General features: G+C 57.6%; 9 protein-coding genes and 3 rRNA genes (1 of these 12 cut by a window edge). 8 read left to right on the top strand and 4 right to left on the bottom strand.

Features of this window, described 5'->3' with window-relative positions; all coding sequences use genetic code 11:
- Positions 1 to 18 precede the first annotated feature (18 nt).
- Positions 19 to 2,037: an FIST N-terminal domain-containing protein gene (locus JOE33_RS14755; RefSeq protein ID WP_096140006.1), complete on the top strand. Its 2,019-nt coding sequence runs from the start codon at positions 19 to 21 to the stop codon at positions 2,035 to 2,037.
- A 61-nt stretch (positions 2,038 to 2,098) separates the two neighbouring features.
- On the opposite strand, the gene JOE33_RS14750 is transcribed toward JOE33_RS14755, so the two are convergent.
- On the bottom strand, positions 2,099 to 3,580 hold the full coding sequence (locus JOE33_RS14750) for a YdgA family protein (RefSeq protein ID WP_187626195.1): 1,482 nt from the start codon (positions 3,578 to 3,580) through the stop codon (positions 2,099 to 2,101).
- Between the two features lie 275 nt (positions 3,581 to 3,855).
- Here JOE33_RS14750 and JOE33_RS14745 point away from each other — a divergent pair, with 275 nt between their 5' ends.
- The 7 genes from JOE33_RS14745 to JOE33_RS14715 all read left to right on the top strand — a co-directional run bounded on the left by JOE33_RS14745 (position 3,856) and on the right by JOE33_RS14715 (position 13,140).
- A complete protein-coding gene (locus JOE33_RS14745) occupies positions 3,856 to 4,545 on the top strand; it encodes an HAD-IA family hydrolase (protein WP_003407919.1) in 690 nt (229 codons plus the stop codon).
- 20 nt (positions 4,546 to 4,565) lie between these two features.
- A complete protein-coding gene (locus JOE33_RS14740) occupies positions 4,566 to 5,573 on the top strand; it encodes an aldo/keto reductase (RefSeq protein WP_096131614.1) in 1,008 nt (335 codons plus the stop codon).
- A 317-nt stretch (positions 5,574 to 5,890) separates the two neighbouring features.
- Positions 5,891 to 6,628, top strand: coding sequence for a GntR family transcriptional regulator (locus JOE33_RS14735; protein WP_010439087.1), 738 nt, complete (start codon positions 5,891 to 5,893; stop codon positions 6,626 to 6,628).
- Between the two features lie 794 nt (positions 6,629 to 7,422).
- A complete protein-coding gene (locus JOE33_RS14730; protein WP_010439085.1) occupies positions 7,423 to 8,199 on the top strand; it encodes a DUF3050 domain-containing protein in 777 nt (258 codons plus the stop codon).
- Positions 8,200 to 8,237: 38 nt separating this feature from the next.
- Complete coding sequence (locus JOE33_RS14725; protein ID WP_010439083.1) at positions 8,238 to 9,185, top strand: diiron oxygenase; 948 nt, start codon at positions 8,238 to 8,240, stop codon at positions 9,183 to 9,185.
- Positions 9,182 to 12,628: a non-ribosomal peptide synthetase gene (locus JOE33_RS14720; RefSeq protein WP_187626196.1), complete on the top strand. Its 3,447-nt coding sequence runs from the start codon at positions 9,182 to 9,184 to the stop codon at positions 12,626 to 12,628. Before JOE33_RS14725 ends, JOE33_RS14720 begins: the two co-directional genes overlap by 4 nt.
- A 32-nt stretch (positions 12,629 to 12,660) precedes the next feature.
- Positions 12,661 to 13,140 carry an SRPBCC family protein gene (locus tag JOE33_RS14715; RefSeq protein WP_187626198.1) on the top strand — a complete coding sequence of 160 codons (480 nt, stop codon included), beginning with the start codon at positions 12,661 to 12,663 and terminating at the stop codon, positions 13,138 to 13,140.
- Positions 13,141 to 13,251: 111 nt separating this feature from the next.
- On the opposite strand, the gene rrf (JOE33_RS14710) is transcribed toward JOE33_RS14715, so the two are convergent.
- From rrf (JOE33_RS14710) to JOE33_RS14700, 3 genes are all read right to left on the bottom strand, one after another.
- Positions 13,252 to 13,367 (bottom strand): 5S ribosomal RNA (gene rrf / locus JOE33_RS14710).
- Positions 13,368 to 13,474: 107 nt separating this feature from the next.
- Positions 13,475 to 13,590 (bottom strand): 5S ribosomal RNA (gene rrf / locus JOE33_RS14705).
- Between the two features lie 158 nt (positions 13,591 to 13,748).
- Positions 13,749 to 15,294: ribosomal RNA gene (locus JOE33_RS14700) — 23S ribosomal RNA — on the bottom strand; it runs 1,348 nt beyond the window's last position.

Here is a 15,294-nt window from a genome sequence, read left to right as displayed (position 1 = left end):
ATCTTTACGGGTTTAACCATGAGCCTTTTATCTCGTTTTCGGGCCGGCACTTCGCGGACCGAGGGCGTCATCAGTGTCATTACGTCCGCCCGCGAATTGAACGCCAAGCTGTCTGCGCTGAGCTTCGATCCGGTCTATCTGACTGGTTTCGTTTCGCCGCACGTCGACTTCGATCAGGTGGCCAAGTCTGTCGCTGCGCGCTTTCCCAACGCGAAAATCAGCCTGTGCACTACGTCAGGCGAACTGTGCTCGGGCAATGATTCGCTGTACTGCGCGGCGGATAACCAGTGGGACCGGATCGTCCTCGCGCTGTTCGACTCAAGCGTCATCAAGAGTGCGGAGGTGGTGCACATTCCGCTGCACAGCGAAGACATTCGCGGCGCGGGCAAACGCCTGTCGATGCGTGAGCGCATTGCGCGCCTGACAGACTCGATCAAGCGTACGCAGATCAGCACCCCCATCGACCACCGCGATACGCTGGCTTACGTCACGTTCGACGGGTTGTCGGCGTCGGAGTCGTTCTTCATGGAAGCGCTGTATGAGTCGGGGCGCTTTCCGTGCCTGTTCGTGGGTGGTTCTGCGGGCGGCAAAGGCGACTTCAAGAAGACCTTGATCCACGACGGCAAACGCAGCTACGAAAATCATGCTCAGGTGGTGTTTCTCAAGAGCGCGAAAAACGTGCGCTTCGGCGTCTTCAAGAGCCAGAATTTCGAGCCGACGCCACTGAGCCTGAGTGTGCTGACGGCCTCCCTGGAGGAGCGTTACATCAGCCAGGTGGTCAACGCCAGAGGCGAGATCACCACGATGGTTGCGGCGCTGTGTGACGCGCTGAAGTGCGAGCGGAATGAGCTGGAAGGCAAGCTGGCGCAGTACTCGTTCGCCATCCGGGTGGGCGAAGAACTGTTCGTGCGCTCGATTGCGCGCATCGATTATGAAAGCGAGCGGGTGCATCTGTTCTGCGACGTGGCGCCCGGCGAAGAGCTGGTGATGGTCAAACGAACATCCATGATCGATACCACGCGCAAGGACTTCGCGCGCTTTCTGCAGGGCAAGTCCGGAAAGCCGCTGCTCGGCCTGTTGAGCGACTGCATCCTGCGGCGCCTGAACAACGGCAGTGAACTGGGCCGGATGAACGATGTGTTCGGTGCAACGCCGGTAGTGGGCTTCTCGACCTTTGGCGAGATTCTGGGGTTGAACCTCAACCAGACGCTAACCGCCGTGTTCTTCTTCAAGACGCCGGAAGGCCAGCCGTTCCGCGACGACTACATCGATAACTTCATCGCCTATTACGGCGAGTTCAAGGCGTTCTTTCTGCGCCGGCAGATCAAGAAACTGGCCGGTCTGAGCCATGTGGTGGTCAAGCAGATCGATCAGTTCAAGCAGCGTAACTTCGTGCAAACCATTGACCCAAGCGGTCTGGACGAGCAGATCCGCCCGGTGTTCGGTGGCCTAAGCGACCTGGGCGATGTGCTGGTCAAGGCCCACCAGGATCAGGAAGAAATCGCCGCTCAGTTGCGCCACTACTCTGGCGAGCTGCATGTTTCGATGGATGAGCTGTCGCAGACCATTACCCAGCAGGAAACGGTTATCGACAAAGCGGGTAGCACGGTCAAAAGTCTGGTCAGTCAGGCTGACGAGGTGGTGCTGGGTTCGCGGGAGCTGGCCAAGTCCAGCCTGCGCATTCAGTCGGTGGTGCAGATGATCCAGCAGATCGCCGGGCAGACCAATCTGCTGGCGCTGAACGCCGCCATCGAGGCTGCACGGGCAGGTGAAATGGGACGTGGCTTTGCAGTGGTGGCCGATGAAGTGCGCCAGCTTGCGCAGAAGACGTCGCAGAACGCCAACGACATCGGCACCGATATCGAGCGCCTGGCCGAGGAAATTCGCAAGGTGGCTCAGCACATCGAGGAGCAGTCCCTTGAGGTCGGAACGCTGACGGGGCTGCTGTCGGAGCTGGAGGGCTCAAGCGACATGACGGCGGGCACCTCGCAGCGTACCCGGCAACTGGCGGATACCCTGCGCGGGCTGACGCAGTAGCAGCGCCTGCTGTCAGGACAGCACATTGCCCCTCCTGACAGCAGACCGTGTTACAGGCGGCTTACTGGTTGCCCAGCACGCCGACCTTGCCCATGACGTTGCTCATGAACTGCTGCACGGTCATTTTCTGGCCATTGAAGTCGACCATCTGATTGGCGTAATGCAGGTCGGAGACAATGTTGTCGCCGTCGACCTTGGCCAGTTGCATCATCTCGGCCATGGCGCTGGCCATGTCGCCAGCGGCCTTGGCCTGATCGGCGATGATCTTGAGGTCGGTCTGGCCTTCACGAATGGCTTGCTGGGTCGCGAGATCGCGAATCATCGGCTTGGACAGGACGACCTTGGCGTTGACTTCGCCCAGGCTCTTCATGAGCAGCGCATCGGAAGGCTGATCGAGCGGGCCTGGATCGGCCAGGTCCACCGCGATACGCATGTGGCTTTCGCCGTTGCTGGTCTTGAGCGAGAGTTTTTCCAGCTCGATGTGCGGTTTGGCCGCCAGCAGCGTTTTCATCTGGGTATTCATCAGCTCCTGATCAGCCGGGCTCAGTTCCAGGAGGAACGGACGCTTTTCCAGCGCGGCCTCTTGCTGTTGAGGCAGGATTTTATCCTGATACAACTGATACAGCGCCTGAGTCGCCAACACATCGAAGTTGGCGATCTTGAAGCCCATGTGCGCAGAACCGACGTCCTTGCCCGCGTAGGCAATCATGCCGGCATCGTAGTTGATCTGGGCTGCCAGGTTACCGGCATCTTCCTGCGCCAGATTGGTGTTGGTGAAATCCTTAATCTGTACCTGCGGCTTGCCCACCACCTGGAAACCCGCGTTCTGGATTTTCATGTTGGTGTGGCCCAGGTAGAAACCGGACTTGCCTTTGGTGCCACCCGTGTCGAAGGTCATGCCTTTGATTTCGATGCTGACCGGGCCGTCAGGCGATGCGACATTGAGTTGCAAATTGTCCATGTTGCCCGCAAGGCTGAATTTTTCCGCGTCGGCAGACGACTCGGCATTCAGGTCCAGGCCTGAAAAACGGAACGTGCCGTCGACGTCGGTCATTTCCAGAGGGGCCATTTGCAGCGTGCCTTTGGTGGCGCGGTCATAGCCGATGCTGGCCTGGCCCTTGAGCGGTGGAACGTCCTTGCTCATGGCGAACCATTTCTCGGCGCTGGGGCTTTTTTCCATCTGGAAATTGCTCAGGGCCATGACCGGCAGCAGGTTCAGGGTCTTCAGATGCGACAGCGGAATAGGGCCGTGCTCGATATGGTCGACAAACAGAAACTGGCCGCCCTGAGTACTATCGGACAGGTTCTGGATATCGACGCGATAGTGCGCCGTGCTGCTGAAAAAGTGCTTGTCGAGCGAGAGCATTTCCAGTTTGACGCTGGTGTCCGTGCCTTTGAACGACTTCGCCAGTTCCTGATTGGCCTTGCCGATCGAGTCGTTCAGCGCGCCTTCCAGTTGATTGCCGGTGTACCAGGCACCGGCCGTGGCCAGTGCGCCCGCTACGACGATGACGCCAATCGCTATACCTGCTGATTTATTCATAGTGACGTGAAGATATCCGTTCTGATGATGGGAAAGTCGTACCGGGACCGGCAGCGCCGATTGAGAGCCGCGAGAGACTATCATCGGCAGATCCCGACGGCCCAGTCTTCATGGCCATTTCTGTGGGCGCGTAGCCGTTCTGTAAGCGCGTTGGACATGGCCTTGTGCCTTTTGTTGCGCACGCCAATCCCGCTGAAAGGTTTTGAAACAGACCCTAGCCACAGCCTTCCCGGAAACGTTAGGCTGAAACGAATTTGGGAACAGGACGTGATCACATGAGCGAGCAGCAAAAACAACGAGGCCCGATCAAGGCCGTCATTTTCGACATGGATGGCTTGTTGCTGGACACCGAGGGGGTTTATACCGAAGTCACCCACTTGATTGCCAGCCGCCACGGTCGCACCTTCGACTGGTCCGTCAAGCAGCACACCATTGGCCGCGGTGCCCGGGACTTCTCGGACTACGTGATCAAGGCGCTGGAGCTGCCAATGTCGATCGACGAGTTTCTCGAAGTCAGGGAGCCAATGCTTGAAGAACGCTTCCCGCGCGCCGCAGCCATGCCCGGTGCCGAAGCGCTGGTCCGTCATCTGGCTGCGCATAATATTCCGATCGCCGTGGGCACCAGTTCGTCGGTGCATTACTTCGAGGCCAAGACCACCCTGCACCGTGCATGGTTCGAGCTGTTCGACACCGTCGTCACCGCCGACGACCCGGAAGTCGGCGCTGCCAAGCCGGCCCCGGACATCTTTCTGGTCGCCGCCCGCCGTCTTGGCGTCTCGCCCGCCGATTGCCTGGTTTTCGAAGACTCGCCGTTCGGTGTGACCGCAGCCAAGGCTGCCGGGATGTATGCCGTGGCCGTGCCGGACTCGCACATGCCAGTCGAGCAGTACGAGCATGCGGACCTGCTGCTGGGCTCGCTGGCCGACTTCCCGCTCAAGGCGTGGGGGTTGCCTGAGCTCGCCTGACTGATATGGAGATGCTGAGCATGAATTATCGAACCCTTGGCCAGTCCGGCCTCAAGGTTTCCACACTGACACTCGGCTCGATGATGTTCGGTGAGCAGACCGGTGCCGAAGAGTCGCTGCGTATCATCGACAAGGCCAGGGATCAGGGCATCAATTTCATCGACACGGCGGATGTCTACAACGCCGGGCGCTCGGAGGAAATCGTCGGTCGGGGCATCGCGGCACAGCGCAGCGACTGGGTGCTGGCCACCAAGGTCGCAATCGGCCCGGCCGACGGCGTGCCCAACCGGGCCGGGCTGAATCGCAAGCACATCTTCAACGCCATCGAGAACAGCCTGCGGCGGCTGGATACCGACTATGTGGATATCTATTACCTGCACAAGGAAGATCACGACACGCCGCTGGAAGTGACGGTGTCAGCGATTGGCGATCTGATCCGGCAGGGCAAGATCCGCTACTGGGGCGTGTCGAACTTCCGCGGCTGGCGAATTGCCGAAATCGTCAACGTCGCGCAACGCCTGGGCGTGGACAAGCCGATCATCAGCCAGCCGCTGTACAACATCGTCAATCGCCAGGCCGAGGTCGAGCAGATCACTGCAGCCGCACACTATGGCCTGGGCGTTGTGCCCTACAGCCCACTCGCGCGCGGCGTGCTCAGCGGCAAATATGCTCCGGACATCGCCCCCGACAGCGAGAGCCGCGCCGGACGTCAGGACAAGCGGCTGCTGGAAACCGAATGGCGCATGGAGTCGTTGCGTATCGCGCAGCGAATTCAGGCGTACGTGCAGGACAAGGGGGTCGGCATTGTCGAGTTTGCCATTGCCTGGGTACTCAACAACCAGGCCGTGACGTCAGCCATCGTCGGACCAAGGACCGAGCAGCAGTGGGACGGGTATATCAAGGCGCTGGCGGTTGATATCACCACTGAAGACGAAGCGTTCATCGATTCGCTGGTAACACCCGGACACGCGTCGACGCCCGGTTTCAATGACGTTCAGCACTTTGTCTCTGGCCGCCTGACGCGCTGAGATGATCACGCCTGCGGCCTTATGCCGCGAGCACATCCCTGTTGCGCTCTGGAACGGTCGTTTCAGAGCGCGATGTCATAAAAACAACACGTGAAACTCCTGTTACCTGTGAATGCACGCTCGGTACGTAGGACCGATGAGCGCTAAGATAGGCGCGTATTTGTCGAGCTCGCCGGGCTACTGCGCGATCCGGCGCTCGCCGCTAAACATAATGATGTTTGTATTTTCGCGACGTACTGCCAAGTCTTGGCTAGTCTGTCGGCAACAAAGCGATTAATTGGACGTTGTCCAGCCAGGGTTGATGAAGAAGTAGGCCAATGCGCAAATCAGATAGAGAAGCCTTTCTGGGCTCCGTACTGGGCAATGAGCAGCCTCCGGCGCACCTTGCCAGAACCGTAATTGAAGAAAAGCTGCGAAACGCCATCATCGATGGCAGCCTTCCAAGTGGTACGGCATTGCGCCAACAGGAACTGGCGACGCTGTTTGGCGTCAGCCGCATGCCCGTGCGCGAAGCACTGCGCCAGCTCGAGGCGCAGTCGCTGCTGCGTGTCGAAACGCACAAGGGCGCCGTGGTCGCGCCGTTGATCACCGAAGACGCGGTGGATGCCTACGCCTTGCGCATCCTGCTGGAATCCGAGGCGTTGCGCCTGTCTATCCCATTGCTGGACGCCGATGATCTAGCGGCGGCCAAGGGCTATATCGAGCAGCTTGAAGTCGAGACGGATTTCGGCCAGATCGGCAGACTCAATCGGATGTTCCACCTTTCGCTGTATGCCAAGACCCACAACAAGCGTCTTATGCGTCTGGTTGAAGAGGGCCTGAACGAAGAAGAACGCTTCCTGCGTTTCAATCTTTCCGACATGGGCCTGGGCAAGCTGTCTCAGGATGACCATTGGCAGCTTTTGCGGCTCGCCGAGCAGAAAGCAATCGAACCCTGTGTCGAAGCGCTGCAGTACCACCTCAACCGTGGTGTTCAGGCTGTCACTCAATACCTGAACAGCAAAAAGGCCACCAAGGCCAAGTCGACCCGCGCAGTGAAGAAAACCCCCGCCTGAATCATCGAAGCGGTCTGTCCAGCCGGCTGGCAGCTTGTTTCTCCCCCCTGCTCTTCACACCTCGTCAACGCATTGCCAGGCCCAACCTCGGCCTGGCGTTTTTATTGCTCTTTTGCTGATCTGCCGGATGGCACAACGCTGGAATGAGTCAAACTCGGCCGTGGCGCTGAGGACACCAACCGGAGGATGTTCCCTGGCTACTGCTGAACCGCTCGCGCAGGATCGGAGCGGTTCTCTGTTCATCTGAACTCAATGGATAAGGAGTTGTTGAACGGGGCAAACAGACATTGGAAGTCACTTCCAACTTCGCCCATTAAAAAATCCAGAACCCTGATTATTCAGCACATCGGCAACGCTGGGCGAGGCATTCGCTCATTATTAATAATTCTGACTCAATCAGTCGGGAGGGTTGTCTGCGCGCCTGTAAAACGTATTCACGTCGTTTTATATGGCAACTTACATGCTAAAAAAACAGCCTTTTAAATATTATTAAAAAATGATTGCAGCCCTTCATAAGTTTGTTTTAAGTTTTCTTCGTCGTCAGCGGTATCGGCGGCTCACCGGGCTGAACCTCTTGCTAGACAAGGGCTACTGCTCGGCAAGCCAGCCCGCACCGTGTTTTGAATTGAATTGAAATAACCGACACGTGTTTGCAGCGAATGGGTTCTCACACCCAGGCCCGTGTTCGCCTAGCAGCCGGTATTTCATTACGTATTATCACTGCACTGTCGACACGCTTATATCGTAGAAAACTGCATCGCTACTTACCGCCCTCTTTCAATAGGAACGTCACTATGCCTTGTGAAAAAACGCTGCTCATACATAAGAAAGTTGAACTTGGCCGTCATCCGATCTTTGCGGAAATCACGACATTGGATGTACTCCGGCGCTTTATGGAAACCCATGTATTCGCGGTCTGGGACTTCATGTCGCTGACCAAACGCCTGCAACAGGAACTGACCTGCACTCAATTGCCGTGGCTGCCACCGACAGATGCTTCAGCTGCCCGCCTGATCAACGAGATCGTCCTGGGTGAGGAGTCCGATGACCGACTGGGCGCGGGTCATTACAGCCACTTCGAACTGTACCTGGACGCGATGCGCGAGATTGGTGCGAGCACGGTGCAGATCGAGCGCTTCATCGAACTGCAGAGAACGGGCCTGCGCTACACAACGGCACTGCAGCAAGTCGACGCGGGGCAGGCGGCGACGGCATTCGTGACACACACACTCGACATCGCCCTGCATGCGCCGGCGCACAGCGTTGCTGCGGCCTTTCTGCATGGACGCGAGAGTGTCATCCCGCAGATGTTCCAGACCATCCTCGATGACTGGGGCATCACCGCCCACCAGGCACCCACCTTTCGCTACTACCTGGAGCGCCACATCGAAGTGGACGCCGAGGACCACGGTCCGGCGGCGGAGCAGTTGCTGGCTCGCCTGGTTGCTGGCGACGCGCAGCGCGAACGAGAGGTTTATCAGACCGCCATCGCCGCTGTGGAAAGCAGGATCCAGCTGTGGGACACGCTGCGCCTGAGCATGCGAACGCCGCTCGTGCAGGCCAGCGCGTAAGACCCGCAACATCCTGAAGCCTTTACAAGGAAGCCATCATGAAAGCAGAAGACTACATGTCGTTCATCGATGCGTGGGAAGGTCGCGCCACCATTCGTACTCGTCCACGCAGGATTGTCGAGAACGACGACAAACTGATCTACCCCCTCAGTCGCCAGCCGCTGGTGCTCAGTGACACGTTCATCCGCGAGTGCGCGCATTTGCGCGATTACGCGCTGGTGCAGAGCCTCTACAAGTTCATCAACGATGTGGTGATCTTCGAGACCGAGATCGTCGACAAGACCGCGCGCAGTATCGCCAAGGACAACTTCACGATTCGCTTCCCGTTTGCCTGTCGCTATGACGCGATGACGGTGGTGGTCGATGAGGACTATCACGCGCTGGTCGCGATGGACTTCATGCAACAGACCATCGCCCTGACAGGCATAGAGCCTATCCCGTTGCCGGACGAGATTGAACTCAGCCGGGCCATTCCCGCAGCACTGGCTCTGGCCCCCGAACATCTGCGCAGCGCGGTGGAGCTGATCTGTGTCGCCATCGCGGAGAACACCGTGACCAACGATGTGGCGGCGTTCGCCAAGGACGAATCGGTCAAGCAATCGGTCAAGGGCCTGATGGCCGACCACTTGCTGGACGAGGGACGTCATTCGGGCTTCTGGGCGCGGCTGGTGCGCATCTACTGGCACACCGCGGCCGAACAGGATCGGGCGGCCATCGCCCGCATCATGCCGGTGTTCATCGCTCAATATCTGACCAACGATATTCAGAATGGCTTCGACTTCACGCTGATCGAACACCTGCAGGTGCCGGACACCGTCAAGCAGGCGCTCAGGGACGAGACCAGGGCTGTGAGTTTTCCAGTCAACCGCCATCACCCTCTGGTAGCCAACATCGTGCGCTTCTTCAAGAACAGCTCGATGCTGGACGACCCTTGTGTACAGCGTGCGCTGGCGGACTATCTGCCTGCTCAGGGGACGCTGCAATGAAGCGCCTGGAGATTGTGCTCATTGGTCACAGCCTGACCTTGAGTGAACTGAATACCGAGCTGCTGAACCACGGGCATGGCGTGCGGCATCTTTCTGATCAGCAGGCGCTGGACGCTTTGACGATGCCTGATGCCTGCGTACTGATCGAAGATGGCAGCCTGGACCTGTCCGAAGAGCAGCTGAACAGGTTCGGTCAGTGCACTCATCTGAGCCTGCGAGTGGGTTTCAGCAGGGCACTGGAATACGGGTTACCCCGGCTGGAGCTGCTGTGCTGGCACGGTGCGGTCGAGGCTAGACGCTTGATCGCTCATGAGTGGCTGCCGGCAGAGGAGTCAGGCAACGGCCGCGTACTGCGTGATGCGGCTGTCGCTGCCATGGTGGATCTGGCGGCATTACAGATCAGTCGGTTATCCAGAGACGACGACTATCTCGAGGGTCTGATGAACGTCACGCCTGCCCAGAGTGATCGACAGCACGGCTTGCAGGCGGTTGATCAATTGCTGTTCGAACATCGTCTGAATCAGACAGATCAACCGTACCTGCTGAAACTGGCCGAAACACCCATCACCGAGCGGCTGGAGCAGGCGCTGCTGAAGTTTGCCGAACGCCCGGCACTGTCCGTTCGCAACCAGACGCTCAGCTATCGGCAACTGCACGCGCAGAGTCTCGCCATCCAGCGCTTGCTGCGGCCATTGCTGGCGCACGCGAAAGCTGACACACCTGCGGTGATTGGTATCTGCCTGCACAAGTCTGCCGAGCTGTATGCGGGCATCCTCGCGGTTCTGGGTTGCGGTGCAGTTTACCTGCCGCTTGATCCCGGCCAGCCTGTGCAGCGTCAGCAGTACATTCTGGAAAACTCGGGGGCGATGCTGTTGCTGCACGATGGCTCGCACCCTCTGGCAGCTGCCGAGTTTCCAGCGCTGGATATCGCTGCGGTGCCTGTAGAGGAGAGCGCTTCAGCCCCTGTACTCATTCCTGCCGATCAGGATGCGCCCTGCATGGCGCTGTACACGTCGGGCACCACCGGGCAGCCGAAAGGCGTGTTGCTCAGCCAGCGCAATCTCAGCCACTTCACCGCCTGGTATGCCGAGTATGTGAGCCTGAACGAACACAGCCGCGTGCTGCAATTCTCTACGCTGAGTTTCGATTCGTCGATCATCGACATTTTCCCCACCTGGCTCAGTGGTGCCGAACTGGTGGTCCCCGATGAAGACCAGCGGCGTGATCCGTTGCAGTTGGTCCGCGTGCTGCAGCAAGGCATCACCCATGCATTCCTGCCGCCGGCGCTACTGAGCATCCTGCCGTTGGATCAGCCGCTGGGGCTTGAGCATGTCATGACCGGAGGCGACGTCTGTGAGCCGCATGTGATTGCGCAACTCACCGCGCAATGCCATTTCCACAACCTGTACGGCCCCACCGAAGCCACGGTGTTGGTCACCGCCTGCGAGTTCGGGCCGTCCAGCAGCAACCGCCATCTGGGCCGACCGATCGCCAACAGCCAAGCGTGGATTCTGGACGAGCAATTGCAGCCCGTGGCCGAGCAGATTCAAGGGGAGCTGTACATCGTCGGCCCCGGTGTGTGCCTGGGCTATGTAAATAATCCCGAGCTTACCGCCGAGCGTTATGTGTGGCTGACGAAACCGGATGGGCAACTGATGCGTGCCTACCGTACCGGCGACATGGCCAAGTGGACGGCTGACGGCATCGTCCTGAGCGGACGTCGTGATCATCAGGTGAAGATTCGCGGCTTTCGGGTCGAGCCGGAGGAGATCGAGCATTGCCTGCGTGACAGCGGACTGTATCGACAGGTTGCCGTGGTGATCGACGGGCAGCGACGAATTCTGGCGTTTCTCGCTCAACCGTATGTTGAGCATGACGAACAGGCGCTAAAGGCGCATGTACAACGCCTGTTGCCTGATTACATGCATCCCGCCGTCTACACGATGTTGCCCGGCATGCCATTCGCCAGCAACGGCAAGGTCGATCGCAAAGCGCTTCTGGAAATACCGCTGAGCTTTATCGGGCAGCACACTCGTCGCCTGCCCGAGACCGAGCATGAACAGGCACTGCTGGAGCTATGGGGCGAGCTGTTGGAGCTGCCGCCAGACGACATCTCGACTGACGAAAGCTTTTTCAATCTCGGTGGTCACTCGATCCTGCTGTCGCGCCTGTTGCTGGGGGTTCGTGAACGCTTTGGGCGCAGCATTCCCATCAATCGTTTTATAGAAGCACCGACGGTGCTGACGCTGGCCAGCCTGATCGACAGCGACGGCACATCGGCGGGTGTCCTCAGTGCTCAGGCCCTGCTGGATGCGAACCCGGACTTGCAGCTGACTACATTGCCCGTCAGCAGGCTGGGTGATGTTCATAAAGTGATCGTCACGGGTGCCAACGGCTTTCTGGGTGTGCATATCGTCGAAGCGCTGCTCAACTGGGGGGCGACAGAGATCGCCTGCCTGGTGCGAGAGACTGCAGGGCAAAGCGCACAGCAGCGCTTCGTACATGCCCTGCGGGAAAATCGTCTGGATCACCTGGACCTTAGTCGCGTGAAGGTTTACCCCGCTGACCTGACGAAGCCTCGGTTGGGGGTCAGTGAAGCGGTGTATGAACGACTGGACCTTGAGTTTGGTGCGTTGGTGCACAACGCTGCCAATGTGAACCATGTTCAGGACTATGAAACCCTGGTCAAAGACAATGTGGCCCCGGTCTTTGAATGCCTGAAGCTGTGTGAGGGGCGCAGTAAAAAGATCTTCAATTTCGTTTCAACGCTGTCTGCATGCAGTGCCATCGATGCCGCCGGCAATGTGCTTGAACAACCCGCTGCCGCAACCCCACCGATCTATATCAAGAACGGCTACAACCTCTCCAAGTGGGTGGCTGAGCGCATCCTGCAATGTGCCCGAGACCAGGGTGCGTGGGTGAATATTTATCGCCCCGGCAACATCGCGTTCAACAGCGTTACAGGCGTGTGTCAGCCACAGAAAAACCGCTTGATGCTGATGCTCAAGGGCTCGCTGCAATTGGGTCAGGTTCCGGCATTCGCCATCAGCTTCGACCTGATGCCGGTGGACTTTCTGGCGCGCTTCATCGGCTTCAATGCCAGTCGTTACCAGCCAGAGCACGCCGTTTTCAATCTGCATAACCCCGAGCCGTTGAGCTGGAGCGACTACGTGCACGCCTTCCGCGAGGCTGGGTGTCAGTTCGAGCTGGTCAGCATTGAGCAATGGCAGGCGCAACTCAGGCGCGTCGACAGCGAGAATGCGCTGTTTGGTGTGCTGGGGTTCTACCTGGACGGGTTTGAAGAAGACATCGGCGACATCTCGATGATCGAGCACCGCAACACCCTGAACCGCATTCGTCGCATGGGCGAGCAATATCCGCTGAAAACGCCGGCGCTGCTGCGCAGAGGCTGCGATTACCTGAGAGAAATCGATTTCATCTGAGCCACTACCCACTGAGATAAATGGAGAACGACATGAACACACTTCACAGCAATCTGAAACCCGACACCCTCATCAAGAATCCGGTGTCTTGCCGAGTGGTTTCGGCAGTGGAAGTCCCCGGTGATGCGTCCAGCGTGTGGGCTGTCGTCGGCAATTTCGGTGGCTTCCAGGCGTTCATACCGGCACTGGAGAGCATTGAGGTCACCGGCGAAGGTCACGGCTCGGTTCGCAGGAAGCTGTTCAAGGATGGCAACGTGGCCATCGAACAACTGAACTCAAGGGACGATCAAGCGCTTTATATGACCTGGTCATTGATCCACACCAGTTTGCCGGTCAGCAATCTGTGGGCGGCAATGACTGTTGAAGCAACAGGTAGCGGCGATACCTGCATCGCCAGTTGGACGATTGTTGCAGACCCTGTTGATGGAGGGCCTGAGGGGGATGCATTTGAGGCGTTTCTTCAGGGGTTTGCAGATGGCGCAATGAGTAACGTGCGCAGCCTGTTTGGCTGAGTGATGCGACAGCACAGCAGCCCGCTCGGAGCGAATGCCGAGCGGGCTTTTTTATTGACCCGTAACGACAAAACCCCTCATCGCGTAAGCGATGAGGGGTTTCGGATTCAATCTTGACGATGACCTACTCTCACATGGGGAAACCCCACACTACCATCGGCGATACATCGTTTCACTGCTGAGTTCGAGATGGGATCAGGTGGTTCCAATGCTCTATGGTCGTCAAGAAATTCTGTTGCCGATCCGTTAACAGGTAACGTTCCAGCGAATTTTGGTGACTTCTACTTAAACAAAAACCCTCGACGCGTAAGCGAAGAGGGTTTCTGGAATTCAATCTTGACGATGACCTACTCTCACATGGGGAAACCCCACACTACCATCGGCGATACATCGTTTCACTACTGAGTTCGGGATGGGATCAGGTGGTTCCAATGCTCTATGGTCGTCAAGAAATTCGGGTACCGAATCGTGCCTTGCGGCGCGCTTCAGCAAATCGGGTATGTGATATCAAGCTGTTTCAGGTGTCGTTCGTGACGCAAACTTTCGGTTCGTGTCATCTCCACAGTCACCGCAATCTGGTCATTCGACGCAAATTGCTTGGGTGTTATATGGTCAAGCCTCACGGGCAATTAGTATTGGTTAGCTCAACGCCTCACAGCGCTTACACACCCAACCTATCAACGTCGTAGTCTTCGACGGCCCTTTAGGGAACTCAAGGTTCCAGTGAGATCTCATCTTGAGGCAAGTTTCCCGCTTAGATGCTTTCAGCGGTTATCTTTTCCGAACATAGCTACCCGGCAATGCCACTGGCGTGACAACCGGAACACCAGAGGTTCGTCCACTCCGGTCCTCTCGTACTAGGAGCAGCCCCTCTCAAATCTCAAACGTCCACGGCAGATAGGGACCGAACTGTCTCACGACGTTCTAAACCCAGCTCGCGTACCACTTTAAATGGCGAACAGCCATACCCTTGGGACCGGCTTCAGCCCCAGGATGTGATGAGCCGACATCGAGGTGCCAAACACCGCCGTCGATATGAACTCTTGGGCGGTATCAGCCTGTTATCCCCGGAGTACCTTTTATCCGTTGAGCGATGGCCCTTCCATACAGAACCACCGGATCACTAAGACCTACTTTCGTACCTGCTCGACGTGTCTGTCTCGCAGTCAAGCGCGCTTTTGCCTTTATACTCTACGACCGATTTCCGACCGGTCTGAGCGCACCTTCGTACTCCTCCGTTACTCTTTAGGAGGAGACCGCCCCAGTCAAACTACCCACCATACACTGTCCTCGATCCGGATAACGGACCTGAGTTAGAACCTCAAAGTTGCCAGGGTGGTATTTCAAGGTTGGCTCCACGCAGACTGGCGTCCACGCTTCAAAGCCTCCCACCTATCCTACACAAGCAAATTCAAAGTCCAGTGCAAAGCTATAGTAAAGGTTCACGGGGTCTTTCCGTCTAGCCGCGGATACACTGCATCTTCACAGCGATTTCAATTTCACTGAGTCTCGGGTGGAGACAGCGCCGCCATCGTTACGCCATTCGTGCAGGTCGGAACTTACCCGACAAGGAATTTCGCTACCTTAGGACCGTTATAGTTACGGCCGCCGTTTACCGGGGCTTCGATCAAGAGCTTCGCTTGCGCTAACCCCATCAATTAACCTTCCGGCACCGGGCAGGCGTCACACCCTATACGTCCACTTTCGTGTTTGCAGAGTGCTGTGTTTTTAATAAACAGTCGCAGCGGCCTGGTATCTTCGACCGGCAGGGGCTTACGCAGTAAATGCTTCACCTCCACCGGCGCACCTTCTCCCGAAGTTACGGTGCCATTTTGCCTAGTTCCTTCACCCGAGTTCTCTCAAGCGCCTTGGTATTCTCTACCCAACCACCTGTGTCGGTTTGGGGTACGGTTCCTGGTTACCTGAAGCTTAGAAGCTTTTCTTGGAAGCATGGCATCAACCACTTCGTGTTCTAAAAGAACACTCGTCATCAGCTCTCGGCCTTAAGATCCCGGATTTACCTAAGATCTCAGCCTACCACCTTAAACCTGGACAACCAACGCCAGGCTGGCCTAGCCTTCTCCGTCCCTCCATCGCAATAACCAGAAGTACAGGAATATTAACCTGTTTTCCATCGACTACGCTTTTCAGCCT

Source organism: Pseudomonas sp. PvP027 (assembly GCF_017833005.1).
In the GTDB taxonomy this organism is placed as follows: domain Bacteria; phylum Pseudomonadota; class Gammaproteobacteria; order Pseudomonadales; family Pseudomonadaceae; genus Aquipseudomonas; species Aquipseudomonas congelans.
The sequence above is the reverse complement of the archived record's forward strand: the minus strand, read 5'-3'. Positions and strand labels throughout refer to the sequence as shown.

What these genes read in the sequence shown, in the direction of transcription:
- JOE33_RS14755 (WP_096140006.1), top strand. Translation starts at nt 19, where the DNA reads ATGAGCCTTTTATCTCGTTTTCGGGCCGGCACTTCGCGGACCGAGGGC.
- JOE33_RS14750 (WP_187626195.1), bottom strand. Translation starts at nt 3,580, where the DNA reads ATGAATAAATCAGCAGGTATAGCGATTGGCGTCATCGTCGTAGCGGGC.
- JOE33_RS14745 (WP_003407919.1), top strand. Translation starts at nt 3,856, where the DNA reads ATGAGCGAGCAGCAAAAACAACGAGGCCCGATCAAGGCCGTCATTTTC.
- JOE33_RS14740 (WP_096131614.1), top strand. Translation starts at nt 4,566, where the DNA reads ATGAATTATCGAACCCTTGGCCAGTCCGGCCTCAAGGTTTCCACACTG.
- JOE33_RS14735 (WP_010439087.1), top strand. Translation starts at nt 5,891, where the DNA reads ATGCGCAAATCAGATAGAGAAGCCTTTCTGGGCTCCGTACTGGGCAAT.
- JOE33_RS14730 (WP_010439085.1), top strand. Translation starts at nt 7,423, where the DNA reads ATGCCTTGTGAAAAAACGCTGCTCATACATAAGAAAGTTGAACTTGGC.
- JOE33_RS14725 (WP_010439083.1), top strand. Translation starts at nt 8,238, where the DNA reads ATGAAAGCAGAAGACTACATGTCGTTCATCGATGCGTGGGAAGGTCGC.
- JOE33_RS14720 (WP_187626196.1), top strand. Translation starts at nt 9,182, where the DNA reads ATGAAGCGCCTGGAGATTGTGCTCATTGGTCACAGCCTGACCTTGAGT.
- JOE33_RS14715 (WP_187626198.1), top strand. Translation starts at nt 12,661, where the DNA reads ATGAACACACTTCACAGCAATCTGAAACCCGACACCCTCATCAAGAAT.